The organism is Phytohabitans houttuyneae (genome assembly GCF_011764425.1).
GTDB lineage: Bacteria > Actinomycetota > Actinomycetes > Mycobacteriales > Micromonosporaceae > Phytohabitans > Phytohabitans houttuyneae.
Genome location: NZ_BLPF01000001.1, coordinates 455,776 through 472,251, shown reverse-complemented (window position 1 = coordinate 472,251; position 16,476 = coordinate 455,776). Strand labels below are relative to the sequence as shown.

Genomic DNA, 16,476 nt, shown 5'->3' with positions numbered 1-16,476 from the left:
GATCGGGAGCCGCCTGGGTCGTACGGCCTACCCCGTTCGGGTAGCGGCGGGCGCCGGCAGCGCGAGCGCCGCGGCGAAGCGGGGCAGCAGGTCCCGCACGGTCGGGTTTGCGCGCCAGCGGCCCAGCATCCGGCTGAGGTCGCGGACGTCCGCGCGCACGGTGGCCGACTGCACCATGGGCATCGCGTCGAGGACGCCGGCTGCGACCGTGCACGCCTGCTCGACGTCGTTGCCGCCGGCGTGGGCCAGCGCGAGCCGGGCGCCGTAGCGGGCGCGGGCCCGGACGGCGTGCGCGGGGATCGCGGCCAGCTGCCGGGACAGGATCTCGGCGGACTCCACCGGGCGGCCGAGGTCGTAGAGGCACCAGCCGGAGGCGAGGGCCACCTGGTCGGGCACCGTCCACGAGCCGAGCACCTGCTCCTGGCCGTTGCTGGGCTCCAGCAGGGCGGCGGCCCGCTCCAGCGCGAACATGCAGCCGTCGTAGTCGGCGCTGATCGCCCGCCCCTGCGCCTCCCGCAGGGCGGCGAGCCCGCGCACCCGGGCCGAACAGTCGGCGGCCTGCGCCTGCTGGGCCAGCGCGACCGTCGTGGCCGAGTCGCCCTGGTAGAGCGCGATGAGGGCGCGGCGGACCAGTGCGTACGGCGTCATGTCGCGGTCACCGACCTCGCGGGCGAGGCCCACCGCCCAGTCGGTCCACCAGGCCGCCGCGCGGTCGTCGCCGGCCTCCTGGTGCATCCAGCCCGCGTACTCCCCGAACCGTGCGGCCAGCAGCAGCACCGGCCCGCGCTGCGCCGAGCCGGCGGTGCTGGCCAGGACCCGCAGCGCGTGGGCGTGCGCGATGACCAGGGGCAGCAGCGTGACCGGCGGCACCGTCTGCCCGACCGACCTGATCTGGCGGAACATCTCCTCGAAGCCGGCCAGCACGCGGTCCGCCGACGCGTCCGTGGCGGCCTGCGCGCTGAGCGCCCAGTTGGCGACGAGCGCCTCGCCGCCCTCCCACGGCTCGCCCGGATGGGTGACGATCAGCGTGCCGCCGCCGTTGGCCGACAGCCCCATCCACCAGCGGTCCACCGGGGACACCTCGGTGCTCTTCGGCGGGCCGGCGGTGGGGCGCTCGACGAGCCTCGTCAGCGCGCCGTCGGCCCCCAGCTCGGTGTCGCAGCGCCGGGCGAGGCTGAGGCTCGGTGGCTTGCCGCTGGTCTCCACCCGGCTGAGGTGGCTGCGGCTGTAGTGCACCAGGGCGGCGAGGTCGGACAGCGACAGGCCGGCGGCGAGCCGGCGTCGCCGCAGCTCCACCCCGAACGTCGTCCGTGGCCTCTGCATGCCCGCCAGGCTAGCGATCGCGGGGAAGCGGCGCCGCACGCTCGGTAACCCGAACGGGTGACGCGGTCCGGGCCCGCCACAGCGCGAACGCCAGCCACCCGCAGCCGGCCGCCAGCAGGACGCCGTGCGCGATGCGGATCGGGGCCGGCGTGAAGAACTGCGGGAGGAACAGCACCAGGCCGAGGCCGAAGAGCACGCCGCTGGACCGGGGGAGCACGCCCGACCGGCGCACCGCCAGCGCGGCCAGCACCCCACCCAGCGCCAGGACCAGCAGGCCGACGCCGAACATCGTGATCGCCACGGGCTGGTTGCGGACCGCGTCCACCGTCGCGAGCAGGTCGAAGCTCTCGCCGTCCGCGTAGCGCCGGGCCAGCGAGTGCAGCCCGAAGTCCTCGGCGCCGTAGTAGGGCAGGACGAGGCCCGCGCCGATCCAGGTGGTGACGACGGCCGCGGTCGTGAGGGGCCCGGGCACGGTGTCGCGGAGGGCGAGCAGGCCGAGGGCGGCCAGCACGAAACCCAGCATCGCGAACGCGTGTGACGCGACCCACGCGCCGGAGGCCATCGACGCGACGGCGCCGTCCACCGTGGCCTCGTCGTGCCACGGGCGGACCGCGGGATAGAGGAGGAACAGGACGCCGGCCGCGGCGAGCGCGGCGGCACCGAGCTTGTTGCTACGAGTCATAGCTAACAAGCTAATGCAGTTAGCTTCGGTCGTCAAGGTCCGCTCAGCGCAGCTCCTCCAGGAGGTCCGCCACCGCGCCGAACGTGAGCACTCCGCTGCCCGCACCCGCCAGCTCGCCGGCGGCCGGCAGCAGCGCGTCGTACACGCGGCGGGCCGTGGCGTGGTCACCGAGCGTGATGGCGGCCCGCCCGGTGAGCCACAACCGCGCCTCGCGGAGCAGGTCGTGCGGCGGCTCCGGCTGCGCCCGCAGCGCCCCGGCGGCCGCCTCCGGCCGGTCCTGCGCGAGCAGCGCGAGCGGGCGGACCCACGGCTCGTACGGGCCCCAGTCCGATGTAGACCACTCCACTGTGGTGGGTGGCCGCAGCGTGAGGAGGGCCAGCGGGTACAGGCCGCGCGCCATGCCGGGCATACCGGCGCCGTCGAGCTTCGCGCGCGCCGCGCGGTACGCCTCCTCCGCCTCGCCGGTCCGCCCCTCGACGGCCAGGCGCAGCCCCGCGTACCAGGCCGTGAAGACGCCCACCAGCGGCAGCTCGTACCGTCCGGCGAGGGCGTCGGCGGCCGCCGCGTGGGCGTCCGCGGCGGCGAGGTCGGCGAGCCCGGCGTGCGCCTGCATCGCGATCAGGTGACCGAGCACCTCGAACGTGACAAGGTCGTGCCCGGCGGCCACCTCCACCATCTCGGCGCCGATGCGGGCCCGCTCGGCGGCCATCCCGGCGCGGCCGAACGCGTGCATGAACCGGGCGTTGAGCGCGAAGGCCAGCAGCGTGGGGTCACCCGCCGCGCGGGCGAGGGACTCCGCCTCGCGCGCCGCCGCCGCGCCGCGGTCCGTGGTGGTGCCGCGCAGCTCCAGCGCGAGGGTACCGAGCAGGCGCGCCCGCCGCTCGCCCCGCTGCGCCGGCAGCACGCGCTCGGCCGCGGCGGCGATGCGGCCGGACAGCTCCTCGTCGTCGTTGGCGGTCCAGATCGCCGGTACCACGAAAGCGGCGAGCACGTCCGCCGCCAGCTCCGGATCGTCCACTGTGGCCACGGAGGCGACGGCCTCGGCGCGGAGCCGGCGGGCCTCGTCGAGGTGGCCGCTCACGGCGAGCGCCCGGCCCAGCCCCATCACCGCCTCCAAGCGGCCGCGCCGGTCCTGCGCGCCGGCCCGGTCGTACCCGTCCACCGCCCGGCGCCACAGCCGGACGGCGGCGTGCGGGTCGGCGCGGCGTTCGGCGTCCTCGGCGGCGGCCCGCGCGTAGGCGGCCGCGCGCGGCGCGGTGGCCCGGCTCGCGGCGAGCCCGAAGTGGTGGGCGAGGGCGGCGACGTCACCGGGGCGCAGCCGTTCGAGCGCCTCGCCGGCGGCGGCGTGCCACTGCGCCCGGCGGTGTGCGGGGATGTCGCCGTACAGCGTGTCCCGTACCAGGATGTGGGTGAACCGCAGGCCGCCGTCCGCGCTGAGGAAGCCGGCCTCCACGGCCCGGTCCAGGGCGTCCAGTGTGGACGGCTCGTCGCCGGTGAGCGCCGCCAGCACCTCCGGGTCGACGTCCCGGCCGAGCACCGCCGCCTGCCGCAGCACCGCGCGCGCCGGCTCGGGCAGCGTGGCGAGGCGGTGGCGGATGACGTCGCGCACGCCGGCGGGTACCGCGCCGGGCTCGGCGCCGAGCAGCCGGGCCAGCTCGCGGACGAAGAACGGGTTGCCGCCGCTGCGGTGGTGGATGAGGCGCACCGCGGCCGGGTCGAGCTCGCGCCCGGCCGCCGCGCGGGCCAGCTCGCCGGTCTCGGTCACCGTGAGGCCGCCGAGGTACACCCGGACCGGTTCGACCCGGGCGAGGCGGGCCAGCGCGGCGGTCAGGGTGGCCGGGATGGCCGTGGCGCGGTACGTGCCGGCGACCAGCAGCGGACCGCTGGCCGGCTCCGGGCCGGCGAGCACGGCGGCCAGCACGTCGAGCGTGCCCTCGTCGGCCTGGTGCAGGTCGTCGAGGACGACGAGCAGCGGCCCGCGCCGGCCCGCGGTGTCCGACAGCCACGCCGCGGTCTCCCGGTGCAGGCGGAAGCGGGCCGCGGCGGGGTCGGCGGCCGGCCGGTCGGGTCCAGGCGTGCCGGTGACCTGTTGCCAGGGCCAGGCGGCGGGCGCGCCTTCGTACTCCGGGCTGCGGCCCCACGCCACCGACCAGCCGGCGCCGGAGAGGCGGCGGGCGAACTCCCCGGCGAGGGCGGTCTTGCCGGCGCCGGCCTCGCCGGAGATGAGCGCGAGGCCGGGCTCCCCGCGGCCGGACACGCGCCCGGCCGCGCGGGCGAGCGCGTCCAGCTCACCGGCCCGGCCGAAGAAGCCGCCGGCCGTGCCCGCCAGCGCGCTTCGCGCTGGGGGCGGTGCGTCGTGGGCGGCGGGGGCTGGTTCGTCGGGCACCGGCGGGCTGAGGGCGGGCGACTGGGCCAGGATGTCGGCTTCGAGCCGTCGCAGGGCCGGCCCGGGGTCGAGGCCGAGCCGGTCGGCGAGCGTCTCGCGGGCCCGGCGCAGGGCGGCGAGCGCGTCCGCCTGGCGGCCGGCCCGGTACAGCGCGATGGCCAGCAGCCGCCACGCCTCCTCGCGCAGCGGGTGTGCGGCCGCGTGGGCACCCAGGTCGGAGGCGGCCTCGGCGGCCCGGCCGAGCGCGAGCATCGCCTCCGCCCGCCGCTCGACGGCCAGCGCGCGCAGCTCGTCGAGGCGGTCGATCTCGGCGCGGGCCCACGGCTCGGCGGCGAACTCCGCGTACGCCGGCCCGCGCCACAGCCCCAGCGCCTCCCCGGCCCGGGCCAGCGCGCCCGCGCCGTCCCCGGCCGCGAGCAGCGTCCCGGACTCGGCCACCCACGCCTCGAAGCGGCCGGCGTCGACGTCTTCGGCGGCGGCGCGCAGCGCGTACCCGGGCGGGGCGGTCACCAGCAGGCGGGCCGGCTGCCGGGGCGGCCGGTCGGGCTCCAGCGCGCGGCGCAGGTCGGCCACGAACGTGCGGATCGCCCCGACCGCGCCGTCCGGCGGCTCGGTCCACAGGTCGCCGGCGAGCCGGTCGACGGGTACGACGCGGCCGCGCGCGATGAGCAGGCGGGCGAGGACAGCGCGCTGCCGGCCGCCCTTGAGCGGCAGCGGCCGGTCCGGGTCGCCGCGGTGCGCCGCCGCGAGTGGCCCGAGCACCGTGAACGTCACGCCGGCCCTGGTCACGGCCCCACCGTAGCCGGTACTGATCCGTTGCTCAGTGATTGCTGATCGCCGCCGCGCAGGCTTGCCGCATGACACCTCAGATCACCGGATTCGAGTACCGGAGGGTGCCGGTCGCCGACGGCGTCGCGCTGAACGTCGCCGTCGGGGGAGCGGGCAGCCCGGTCGTCCTGCTGCACGGCTTTCCGCAGACCCACCTGATGTGGCGGCACGTCGCCGCCGACCTCGCCGCCGACCACACGGTCATCGCGCCCGACCTGCGCGGCTACGGCGCGAGTGACAAGCCCGCCGACCCGGACGGCACCGGGTACGGCAAGCGGACGATGGCCGCCGACGTCGTGGCGCTGGCCGCCGCGCTGGGCCACGAGCGCTTCGCGCTGGCCGGGCACGACCGCGGCGCGCTGGTCGCCATCCGGGCCGGCCTCGACCACCCGGACCGGGTGACCCACCTGGCCTCGCTCGACGTGCTGCCCACCCTCGACATGTGGGACGTGATGCACGGCACCACCGCGGCGGTCGGCTTCCACCTGTACCTGATGGCGCAGCCGCCCGGCCTGCCCGAGCGGCTGATCGGCGCGAGCGCGGACGCGTTCTTCGGCCACTTCCTCGACATCTGGACCAGGGACCCGGAGGCCATCCCGCCGGAGGTGCGGCGGGAGTACCTGGCGGCGTCCCGGGCGGCCGTGCCGTCGATCGTCGCCGACTACCGCGCCTCGGCCGGCATCGACGTGGAACACGACCGGGCCGACCGGGAGGCCGGCAACACGCTCCGCATGCCGGTCACGGTGCTCCAGCAGGACTGGGGCGCGGCGCTCGGCTTCGACGCGGCGGCCATCTGGCGGGCCTGGGCGCCCGACCTGCACCACGAGACTGTCTCCTGTGGACACTTCATGGCCGAGGAGGCGCCGGCCGAGGTGGTCAAGGCGCTGCGCGCCCTGCTGTCCCGCTAAGGAGCTTCGGGGTGAGTCCTCTTGAAGTCCCCCCGAGTTGGATGTGAGCTGCCGCCGCGCCCGCGGTTGCCGCTCACCCTCCGCGGTCGCCGAGCTCAACCCGGGAGCCCGCTCCGGCAGATCTTGGCAAGTTGGCCAATAACGCGCTTACTCACCAAGATCTCGACTGCGGCGCCGCTTGGGTCCAACGGATGGTCACTGACCGTAGGAGAGACCTCCGCGACGGTGCCGCATCGTGGGCGGACTCGCCCCGCGGTGCGTGACTGTCGATCAAGGGCAAGGCCCTTGGGCTGAGCCTGGCGACCGCGGAGGGTGAGGCCGCGGGAGCAACGGTCCGGACCACGACGGACGTCGCGGTAGCCCGGATCTGTTTCGGGTTGGATCTTCTGAAACGGATGTCTGGGGCGCGGCCGCCCGGCGTGGCCGGTCGCTCAGCGCGGCGTGGTGGCGGCGTCGGTGTGGCGCAGCGGGGCCAGCTCGTCGATGGCGCCCTCGTCGAGCAGGGCCAGGAAGGCGTCCGCCACCGCGGGGTCGAACTGGCTGCCCCGGCCGCGCTCGATCTGGTGCCTCGCTTCAGCCTCGCTCAGCGCCGAGGCGTACGCGCGGTCGGCGCGCATCGCGGCCCACGAGTCGCACACCGCGATGATCCGGGCCTCGATGGGGATGCCGTCGCCGCGCAGGCCCGTGGGGTAGCCGGCGCCGTCGTACCGCTCGTGGTGCGCGCCGACCAGCGGGGCGAGGTCGGCGCGGTCGCTGAGCTCGGTCAGCAGGCGGGCGCCCTCCTGCGGGTGGCGGCGCAGCACGTCCCACTCCTCCTGGCTGAGGCGGCCCGGCTTGGTGAGGATCGCGTCGTCGACGTTGATCTTGCCGATGTCGTGCAGCCGGGCGGCCGCGGCGGTGCGGCGCAGTTCGGCCTGGTGCAGGCCGAGCCGCGCGCCGGTGAGCAGCGCCCACCGCGAGACGGCGGTGCTGTGCTCGTGGTTGCCGAGCTTGGCGTCGATCTGGTCGGCCAGCCACACCAGCGCGGACGGCAGGTCCGGGTCGGTGTCGAGCGCGAGGTCGGCCAGCCGCCCGGCGGCGACGACCTGGTCGCGCCCGCGGGCCTTGGCGCGGTAGAGGGCGCCGTCCGCGTCCTGGATCAGGCCTTCAAGGTCGCCGTGCGGCCGGCCGCCGCGGGTACCGGCGCTGGCCACGCCGAGCGAGGCGGTGAGGCGCACCTCGCGGCCGCTAGGCACCACCAGGGGAGTGCGGGACAGCGCGCGGCGTACCCGCTCGGCCACCTCCATCGCGGTGTCCTCGCCGGCGCCGGGGAGCAGGCAGACGAACTCCTCGCCGCCGTAGCGGGCGACAAGGTCGGCGGGGCGTACCGCGCGGCGGATCCGGTCGGCGGCCTCGACAAGCACCCGGTCGCCGGTGGGATGGCCGCAGCTGTCGTTGATCTTCTTGAAGCGGTCCAGGTCGATGATGACGATGCTGATCGGCGCGCTGTTCTGCTCCGCGCGCTCCGCGTCGAGCCGCAGCATCTCCTGGAAGAAGCGGCGGTTGTACAGGCCGGTCAGCCCGTCGGTGACGGCCAGCCGCTCCTGCTCGCGCAGCGCGGTGGCCAGCGCCTCGGCGAGCCGCGTGCGGTCGCGGGTGACGAGCACCTGGCGCAGCAGCAGGCCGGACGCGAGCAGCACCGCGATGACCAGCGTGGAGCGGGCGAGGTGGCCCTCGGTGAGCCGGTCGGCGATGGCGATGCCGACGATCGAGAGCACGGCCACGGCGGCCGGCAGCACGGCCACGTCGCGGTCGAGGCTGCGCACCTCGGGCTCGGGCTCGGTGCGCAGCGCGGCGGCGGCCGCCGCCAGGCACAGGAGCACGGCCTCGACCTGCCAGCCGAGGTTGAGCCAGCTCGCGTCGTCGTACGAGTGGACCATGAACAGGTACGCGTACACGGCGTCGGTGATGCCGGCCACCGCGAAGCCCGCGCCGGCCAGCAGGAACGACGGTGGGATCGTGCGGTGGCCGCAGAGCCCCACCGCGACGAGTGCCGTGACGATCGTGATGGCGAACAGCGGCTGCGCGAACGTGACGATCGCGCCGGCCGTCGTCGTGCCGGGCATGAGCGGGCCGACCACCAGCGCCCAGCCGACCGCGCCGATGCCGAGCGTCACCAGGGCGGAGTCGACCATGCAGCGCACCTGCCGCTCGGCCCAGGTGCCGCCGAAGCCGATCACGATGCCGGGCAGGGCGACGGCGTACGAGCCGATGTAGGCGATGTCGGCGATCGAGGGTGAGGGTGCGCCGCCCGGCCGGGTGAAGGCGTACGCGCTCCAGATCAGCTCCCCCACGAGCCACAGCAGGTTGGAGACGGCCAGCAGCCACCAGGCGGTGCGCAGCCGTCCCCGCGAGCGGCGGGCGGCCATCACGGACAGCGGCGCGAGAAGCACGAGCGGAACGACATAAACCACGTTGCCGACGAACCGGGCCATCGCCTCCGAGCCCTGGCTCAGGCCCGTGAGCACCGCGTACAACACCAGCCAAACCGCGCCGGCGACTATCGCCCAGCGCATAACCCGCCGTATGTCCACCTCGACCCCCACGTCCGCCTCCGGTGTGGCCGCCTCCGCGGCCCGGCCAGGTCGCAGAGATGTATTCTGGATCACACTCTCACTGTCTGTGTACCCCCAAACACGCACAAATATGGGTGCACAGTGCTAAACCCGCGCCACGGTAGGGAACTTTCGTCCCGCGTGCAACATCGCAGGCCCGCTCGGGAGTTTCGAGGTCGGAGAATGCCGGCACGGGAGGGCGGCGGCGCGTGACCTTCGAGGAGTTCGTGGCGGCCCGGTTAGGTCCACTGGTCCGGTACGCGACGGTGGTGACCTGGGACCCGTACCTTGCCGAGGACATCACGCAGGACGTGTTGGTGCGGGCGCAGGCGCGCTGGGGGCGGATCGGTGGGCTCGACGCGCCGGAGCAGTACGTGAAGCGCATGATCCTCAACGAGTTCCTCTCCTGGCGGCGGCGGCGGGCGGCACGGCTCGTGACGATCTCGCCGGAGGCACTCGAGTCGATCGCCCCGCCGGTCGAGGACAACGCCGTGGCCGCGGAGGATCGCGACCTCGTGCTCCGCCTGATCGCCACCCTCCCACCGAAACAGCGTGCGGCGCTGGCTTTGCGTTACTACGAGGACCTTCCCGACGAGCAGATAGCCGATTTGCTCGGCTGCCGTCCGGTCACGGTCCGTACCCAGATCTTCCGGGCCCTCGCGACGTTGCGGGCCGCACTTCCCGCCCGGTCGTCCCTGATCGAGGAGGTCCCGTCATGAACACGTACCTCGAGGACCTGATCCGCGACGCCCAGCAGCGCCAGGCCGGGCGCGCCGTGCCGCCCGAGCGGATCCTGGCCAAGCTGCCGCGGCCCGCGGCGGCGCAGCCCCGGCGGCGCTCGCGCGCCGCGCTGATGGTCGCCGCGGCGTGCGTGCTGGGACTCGTGGTCGCGGCGGTACCCCTCGCCGTGCACCTCGGCGCGGCACAGCCGCCGGCGGCGCAAGCGGCGGCCTGGTCAGGCACGGTGCCGGACTTCGGTGATCTCCCCACGCCGCAGGAGGTGTGGCCCGCCGCCGTGCACCGGATCCCGGCCACCCTCCCGGGCGGCGGCCGGTACACGGTCTCCGCGGTCATCGGCGCCGGCAAGTACGTGGTGCGGTCGGACTTCCTGCCGACCGCGACGACCTCGAACGACCTGACCGTGTGGCCGGTGCTCCTCGACGCCGCGGCCGGCACGGCACGCTCGCTCAACGGGCCGGCGGTGGAACGCCTCGACGCCGGGCTGGCGGAGGTCTTCGTCGACGGCGGCGACGTGCTGTGGGGGCTGCGCCGCGACACCGCGCCGTACGAGCTGTGGATCGCGCCGGTGGACGGCTCGGCCCCCGCCCGCCTGCTCACCACGTGGCCGCTGGCCGGGCAGGCGTACCCGATCGGGGTGGACTTCGGCGTCGTCTACTGGCGGTACGACGGGGACGGCGCCGCGAGCGCCATCTACCGCATGCGCCTGGGCAACCTGGTGCCGCAAAAGGTTGACGGCACCGAGGGGTACCAGGACTTCGGGGCCTTCCCCTGGGTGACCACCCGCCGCCAGTCCGATGTGGACGCCGAGGAGGCCGCCGGCGGTAGCGAGCAGCGGACCGGTTCCCTGCTCAACGTGCTGACCGGGGAGCGGCGCGGCTGGACCGCCAACGACGGCGCCGCGTCCATCGACTGCAACCCGACCCTCTGCCTCGGCCTCGACGCCGGCGGGCGGGCGACGGTGCAGCGCCTGGACGGCACCGGTTTCCGGGAGGTCCCGTTCAGCCAGCGGACCGTGCCGTACGAGAAGTCGGCGCTGGCGGGGCGGTTCGGGCTCGGCTCGTTCGCCGAGTCGGGCGGGCGGACCTGGATCTGGGACCGCAGGACCGGCGCGGCGGCCACCGTGCCCCAGGCGGACCTGTCCACCACGGCCCGGACGCCGCTCACCGTCGTGCAGTGGGAGGAGGGGAACGGCGCCAGGTACGTCCTCGACCTCGCCGCCATCACCTGAGGCAGGCGCTGGTGCGGTGACCACTACGGTTCGCCGGGTTCCCCGGCGAACCCGGCCCTGCCGGGCGCAGAGTTTCCGGGTCCGCCCGCGCAGCGGGCGGATCCGGAAACGTTAGTGGCCACCGCGCGAGGCGGCGTCCACGACGGTTTCCTCGATGCGGCGCAGGACGTCCTCCTGCTGGTCCGGCCCGAGGAAGTGCGTGTCGGCGCAGAGCACCAGCACGACCGCGCCCGGCTCCTGGAGGACGTGCAGGTAGCACGGGTCGAAGGGCTTGTCCTGGCGGCGTTCCACGCGCGTGGTCGTGTGGGCGAGCGCGGCCCGCGGGTCCGCGGCCGGGTCCGCCGGTGGCAGGTCGCGCAGCAGCCCGCGCCGGTCGTTGAAGCCGCAGCGCATGACCGCCGGGTCCGGCCGTTCGGCGGCCACCCGCCGCAGCAGTGCGTCGAGTGCGGCCGGGTCGTAGTAGGAGTGCTTGTAGCCGGCCAGCGCCGCCCGCCACGTGACCGCGAGCGCGTCGTCGAATTCGCGGCCGGCGACGTCGAGCCGGCACAGCGCGGTCTGGCTCACCGGGCTGACCGTCGTGGCGAGGCCCGGCCGGAAGCGGTTGCCGACCACCAGCTGGGTCAGCAGCGGGGCGATCCCGGTCACCGCCGACATCGCCATCGCGTACGCGGCGAGCAGCACCGTCGAGGACTCCACCCGGGCCCGCGCGGCGACCCGTTCCACCGCCAGGTGCAGGGCGGGCGAGGTGCGGACGACCTCCCAGTAGCGCGGGGTGCGCGGGTCGGCCGAGCCGGGGTAGCGGTCCGCCGCGGTGGTGCGAAGCAGGTGCTCCCAGTGCCGCAGGGCCGCCTCGCTGCGCCGTACCGCCGCCGGCGTCCGCTGCTCCCGCGCCTGTTCCAGCGGCTCCAATGCGGCGCCGGGTCCGGACGGGCGGTCCCGCATGCCGTCCTGCATCACGAGGGCGCCGAAGCCGTCCACCACCAGGTGGCAGACGACCATGACCTGGTACGCGGGTGCGCCGAGATGACGGACCACCGCCATCCGCACCGGCCACTCGGCCGCGTGGTCGTGGTCGGTGCCCTGGTATCGGTCCTGCACGCCCTTGGCCACGGCGGCCGGGTCGGCGTCCGGCGGCGCGTCCACGACCTCCAGCTCGACCTCGCCGCTCGCGTACACCACCTGGCGCGGTCGGTCGCCGCCGGTGAAGCGCAGCCGCGTGCGCAGCGACGGGTACCGGCTCACGCACCAGCGCAGCTCGTCCACGATGTCCTCGACGGTCGTGCCGGGCGGCACAGGTCGCGCGAATCCGATCGGCAGCCACGAGCGGTCCCGCCGCATGCTGCCCCAGATGTCCTGTTGGCCCCAGCTCAGCTCGTCCTCGCCGGCGCCCTCCCCGGCGAACGGGACCGCGATCACCGTCACCCCGCCCATGCTGGTGCGACCTCATGCGCGTCGATATACGCTTCTTGGTCGAATTCTTGCGGTCCCTCGTACGGATTTTGCTGACCGGGGGTGGGGTTGTCCTTACCCCGGATACGGCGGCAGGCACCATCGAACCGGGCGCCCATCCACTCCAGACTCAGAGGTCATGGTGGGGAGAAGGGCCGTGGCCCTCGGGGTGATCGGGTTGCTGTCGCTCGGGCTTGTCTACACCGGATGGTCGGGTCGATCCCGGCCGTCGGTGCCGGACGGCGCGCGCTCCGGCGACCTGACGCTGGAGCCGTGCACGTACCCGACCGGGGACGGTGACCGCGCGGCCGACTGCGGCACGCTCGTCGTCCCCGAAAACCGGCGCGACGCCGGCTCCCGCCTCATCGCCCTGCCGGTGGTACGCGTCCGCGCGACCGCCACCCCGGCGGCGGAGCCGGTCTTCCGGCTGGAGGGCGGGCCGGGGCAGAGCAACCTGGACTTCCCGACCGCTGGCTGGCTGTCGGGCAACCGCGATGTCGTGCTGGTGGGCTACCGGGGTGTCGACGGGTCGGTACGCCTGGACTGCCCGGAGGTGACCGCCGCGCTGCGGCGCTCGGCCGACCTCGCGTCCGAGCGGACGGCGGAGCGCTTCGCCGGCGCGCTGCGCGACTGCCGCCGCCGGCTCGCGGACGCGGGCGCCGACCTCGACGGGTACTCGCTGCCGCAGCGCGTCGACGATCTGGAGGCGGCTCGCCGCGCGCTGGGGTACGGCCGGATCGACCTGCTCAGCCAGAGTGCCGGCACGCGCACGGCGATGATCTACGCGTGGCGTTACCCGGCGTCGCTGCACCGCTCCGTGATGATCGGCGCGAACCCGCCCGGCCACTTCATGTGGGACCCGGAGATCACCGACGAGCAGCTGCGCCACTACGCCGAACTGTGCGCGGCGGACGAGGGCTGCGCGGCCCGTACCGGCGATCTCGCCGCCTCCCTGCGCGCCACCGTCGCGGACGCTCCAGACCGGTGGGGCCCGCTGCCGCTCAAGAAGGGCACCGCCCGCACGGCGACGCTGTGGGGCCTGCACGAGGCGACCGCCGCCGCGGCGCCGCTGAACGCGCCGACCACGTTCGACGCCTGGCTGAGCGCGGCCGAGGGCGACCCGAGCGGGCTGTGGGCACTCGCGACGATGGCCGACCTGATCTTTCCGGGGTCGTTCGTGTGGGGCGAGTCCGCCGCGACGGCAAGCATCGACTCGCCCGCGGTCAAGGCGTACTACGCGGGTGGCGGCGACCCCGGCACGATCCTGGGCAACGCGGCGACCGACTTCGTGTGGGCCAGGGGGCGGCTCGCCGACGCGTGGCCGACCAGCCCCGACCACGCCGAGTACCAGCGGGTCCGACCGTCCGATGTGGAGACGCTGGTGGTGAGCGGTTCGGTCGACTTCACCGCACCGCCGCGGGTGGCGGCCGACGAGCTGATGCCCGCGCTGCGCAACGGTCACCAGGTCGTGCTCGCCGAGCTCGGGCACACGACGGACTTCTGGCACAACCAGCCGGCAGCCGGCAAGCGGCTGTTGAACACGTTCTACGACCGTGGCGTGGTGGACCGCTCGGGGTACACGACGCAGCCGGTCGACTTCGAGGTGGGGATGACGATGCCGGCGATCGCACGGGTGATCCTCTTGATGCTGGCCGGCGGCGCGCTCCTCGCGGTCGTACTGCTCGGCGCGATGGCGCTGTGGGTGTGGCGGCGCGGCGGCTTCGGCGTGGTGGCGAGCGCACTGCTGCGCAGCCTGGCCGCGGCGGTGGTGGGGCTCGGCGGGTGGTTCCTGGCGATCCTCGTGGTGGCGAGCGTGTGGCCGGGGCTGTTCGCCAGCGGCGGGCTCGCGGTGGTGGCGGCGGGCATCGCGGTCGGCCTCTGCGTGTACCTGGCCTGGTTGCGCCGGGGAATCGGCCCGGGACTGCGCTACGGCGCCCTCGCCGCGGCGGTGGCCTGGGGTTGGCCGGCGCCTGGCTGGGCGGGCACGCGGTCGCGGGCCTGGCGGGCGCGCTGACCGCGATCCTCGGTGCGGTGCTGGCCGCCAACCTGGCGGTGCTGGTTTTGGACATCGGCCGCGCCCGCGCCGCCCTGCGCCCGCGGACCTGATTCGCTCCCGCGTCCCGTCAGGAGATGTCCGCGGTGGGGTGAGCGTTCTGGAAGGACGGGTGCGGGCTGCGTATCACCCTTCGCGCTTGGTTGCGGTCACCCAAGAGGTCGGGCGGTGCTCAATCCGCGCGGCGCGGCTGCCGTGAGCTGGGAGGTCACCGGAGGCTGTCGCACGGCAAGCAGTTTCGTCGTCTGGAGTCCTTTCGCGGTCACCGCCTCACCCTCCGTGGTCGCCAGCTCAACCCAGGAGCCCGCTCTGGCAGATCTTGGCAAGTTGGCGTCGAAATGGCGCGCCAACTCACCAAGATTGCGAAGCTCACACCGCCTGCACCTGATCGACAGTCACCGGCCGCGACGACGGTGCCGAACTGGGGGCGGATTCGCGCACTCCCGCCTCGAAAGATCTGCAGAAGCACGGCGGGGAAGATGGGACAGGCGGACCTTGCATCTTGCCTGGTCAATGCCTTACCCCGTAAAGCTGGCCACTGCCCGGCGCGGGCATCGTGAGCTGGGAGGACACCGCAGGCTCTCGCACGGCAAGCAGTCCGTACTCCGAAAGTCGAGCGGCGCCAACTTGCCAAGATCTGCCGAGGGCGGCCGTGGGGCGCGAGCGCACGTCTGGGTCGCTACGGACATTGCGGTGCGGTCTGACCCGCCCGTGCGCTCGCAACCCGCGTCGAAGATCGGACTGGTGCCGCCAGGAATAGATCGTGGTACGCATCGGCCCTCATGGGAGCCGTGTCCGTACCACGATCACCCAGCCGGCTCCGCGCCCCCGGGCTGGGCTCGTGCCCCGGTCTGGGCTCGTCCAAGGGGCTGTGCCCGCGCCGCCCGGGCTGCGCCCGCACCATCCGCACTATCCGGGCTGCGCCCGCACCATCCGGGCTGCGCCCGCACCACCCGCACTGCACCCGAAGAGGCATTCGTTTGTGGACGTGATTCGGGGGTAATGGTACGCCTGTTCGAGGAGGTGGATCATGAGTGGGCGGACACGTCGCGACATCACTGAGCCGGATCCCCAGGCGGCGATCAAGGATCCCGATGACTGGGTGACCGGCGACGAGCCGTGGACCGCGCCGCAGCGGTCCTATCTGGAGACACTGTCCCGCGAGGCCGGCCAGGACGCGCCGGAGAGCCTCACCAAAGCGGAGGCGGCCAAGCTGATCGAGGAACTCCAGGAACGGACCGGCCGCGGCCCGTCCACGGACCAGCGGACCTGACCGCAGCTGCGCCGCGGCCCGGCTCGCCGCCGGAACGCAGCTGCGCCGCGGTCCGGCCGGCCGCCGAGTGTGACACCGACCGCGCGCCAGGCCGCGGATCAACAGAGCCAGGTCGCGGCTCGACACCGCGCCACGCCGCGGACCGACGTCGCGCCAGGCCGCGGACCGACGTCGCGCCAGGCCGCGGACCGACGTCGCGCCAGGCCGCGGACCGACGTCGCGCCAGGCCGCGGATCAACAGAGCCAGGTCGCGGCTCGACACCGCGCCACACGCCGCGGACCGACGTCGCGCCAGGCCGCGGACCGACGTCGCGCCACGCCGCGGACCGACGTCGCGTCAGGCCGCGGACCGACGTCGCGCCACGCCGCGGACCGACAAGCGCTAGGCCGTAGATCGACAAAGCAAGGCCACGGACCGACGTCGCGCCAGGCCGCGGACCGACAAGGGCCAGGCCACAGATCGACAAGGCCCAGGTCGCGGATCAACAAGAACCAGGCCGCGGATCGACGCCAGGCCCGCGATGACCAGCCGGCACCGCACGGATCAGGGCACCACCGTGATCGGCCAGCGGCCCAGGCGGACCAGCCGGCTCGCCACCGAGCCGCCGAGCACATGATGAGCCTGCGTCGATGCGCCGACCACCACGATGTCCGCCTTCACCTCGGCGGCGACCTCGCGCAGGCATCCGTAGGCGTCGCCGCGCCGGGACACGAAGCAGACCGGGATCCGCATCTCCTCGGCGGCCCGCTGGACCTCGGCGCGCAGTTCGGTCTCCAGCTCCTGGTGCGCGGCCAGCAACATCGAGGTCGCGCCGGGGATGGCCCAGGCCCAGGTCAGCACGGGCGCCGCGTACGTCACGACGAGGCGGCACCGTTGCCGCCGGGCAAGGCCGCAGGCGTACGCGGCGGCGCGCATCGACGTGTCCGAACCGTCCACGCCGACGAGGATCACGCGTGGGCCGTCGGTGCCCCGCTCGAACGGTGGTGGGGCCCACCTCGGGGCCGTACTCC

At 74.7% G+C, this 16,476-nt stretch carries 12 protein-coding genes; 6 read left to right on the top strand and 6 right to left on the bottom strand.

Annotation, left to right across the window (positions count from 1 at the left end; translation table 11 throughout):
* Positions 1-27 precede the first annotated feature (27 nt).
* Genes Phou_RS02185 through Phou_RS02175 form a run of 3 tightly spaced genes read right to left on the bottom strand, consistent with a single transcriptional unit; the run spans position 28 to position 5,180 of the window.
* Positions 28-1,323 carry a helix-turn-helix domain-containing protein gene (locus Phou_RS02185; RefSeq protein WP_173053095.1) on the bottom strand — a complete coding sequence of 432 codons (1,296 nt, stop codon included), beginning with the start codon at positions 1,321-1,323 and terminating at the stop codon, positions 28-30.
* Between the two features lie 10 nt (positions 1,324-1,333).
* Complete coding sequence (locus Phou_RS02180; RefSeq protein ID WP_173053093.1) at positions 1,334-2,005, bottom strand: hypothetical protein; 672 nt, start codon at positions 2,003-2,005, stop codon at positions 1,334-1,336.
* 43 nt (positions 2,006-2,048) lie between these two features.
* Positions 2,049-5,180 (bottom strand): ATP-binding protein, encoded by a 3,132-nt coding sequence (locus Phou_RS02175; protein WP_246273131.1) that lies wholly within the window; start codon positions 5,178-5,180, stop codon positions 2,049-2,051.
* A gap of 68 nt (positions 5,181-5,248) precedes the next feature.
* On the opposite strand from Phou_RS02175, the gene Phou_RS02170 reads away from it, so the two are divergent.
* Positions 5,249-6,127, top strand: coding sequence for an alpha/beta fold hydrolase (locus Phou_RS02170; RefSeq protein WP_173053091.1), 879 nt, complete (start codon positions 5,249-5,251; stop codon positions 6,125-6,127).
* A 431-nt stretch (positions 6,128-6,558) separates the two neighbouring features.
* Here Phou_RS02170 and Phou_RS02165 read toward each other — a convergent pair whose 3' ends face one another.
* Positions 6,559-8,712: a bifunctional diguanylate cyclase/phosphohydrolase gene (locus tag Phou_RS02165; RefSeq protein WP_173053088.1), complete on the bottom strand. Its 2,154-nt coding sequence runs from the start codon at positions 8,710-8,712 to the stop codon at positions 6,559-6,561.
* A gap of 218 nt (positions 8,713-8,930) precedes the next feature.
* Between Phou_RS02165 and Phou_RS02160 the strand changes: the two genes are divergently transcribed.
* The gene (locus tag Phou_RS02160) at positions 8,931-9,440 is read left to right on the top strand and encodes an RNA polymerase sigma factor (RefSeq protein ID WP_173053086.1); all 510 of its coding nucleotides are present in this window, start codon (positions 8,931-8,933) and stop codon (positions 9,438-9,440) included.
* Complete coding sequence (locus tag Phou_RS02155; protein ID WP_173053084.1) at positions 9,437-10,690, top strand: hypothetical protein; 1,254 nt, start codon at positions 9,437-9,439, stop codon at positions 10,688-10,690. The genes Phou_RS02160 and Phou_RS02155 overlap by 4 nt, the downstream gene beginning before the upstream one ends.
* 111 nt (positions 10,691-10,801) lie before the next feature.
* Here Phou_RS02155 and Phou_RS02150 read toward each other — a convergent pair whose 3' ends face one another.
* Positions 10,802-12,112 (bottom strand): condensation domain-containing protein, encoded by a 1,311-nt coding sequence (locus Phou_RS02150; RefSeq protein WP_173053082.1) that lies wholly within the window; start codon positions 12,110-12,112, stop codon positions 10,802-10,804.
* Positions 12,113-12,296: 184 nt separating this feature from the next.
* On the opposite strand from Phou_RS02150, the gene Phou_RS02145 reads away from it, so the two are divergent.
* From Phou_RS02145 to Phou_RS02135, 3 genes are all read left to right on the top strand, one after another.
* A complete protein-coding gene (locus Phou_RS02145; RefSeq protein WP_173053080.1) occupies positions 12,297-14,153 on the top strand; it encodes an alpha/beta hydrolase in 1,857 nt (618 codons plus the stop codon).
* Positions 14,099-14,245 (top strand): hypothetical protein, encoded by a 147-nt coding sequence (locus tag Phou_RS02140; RefSeq protein ID WP_173053078.1) that lies wholly within the window; start codon positions 14,099-14,101, stop codon positions 14,243-14,245. Before Phou_RS02145 ends, Phou_RS02140 begins: the two co-directional genes overlap by 55 nt.
* A 977-nt stretch (positions 14,246-15,222) precedes the next feature.
* Positions 15,223-15,465 (top strand): DUF3072 domain-containing protein, encoded by a 243-nt coding sequence (locus tag Phou_RS02135; RefSeq protein ID WP_173053076.1) that lies wholly within the window; start codon positions 15,223-15,225, stop codon positions 15,463-15,465.
* 544 nt (positions 15,466-16,009) lie between these two features.
* Here the strand turns inward: Phou_RS02135 and Phou_RS02130 are convergent.
* Positions 16,010-16,402, bottom strand: a complete 393-nt coding sequence (locus Phou_RS02130; protein WP_246273130.1) for a universal stress protein — start codon at positions 16,400-16,402, stop codon at positions 16,010-16,012.
* Positions 16,403-16,476: the final 74 nt, after the last annotated feature.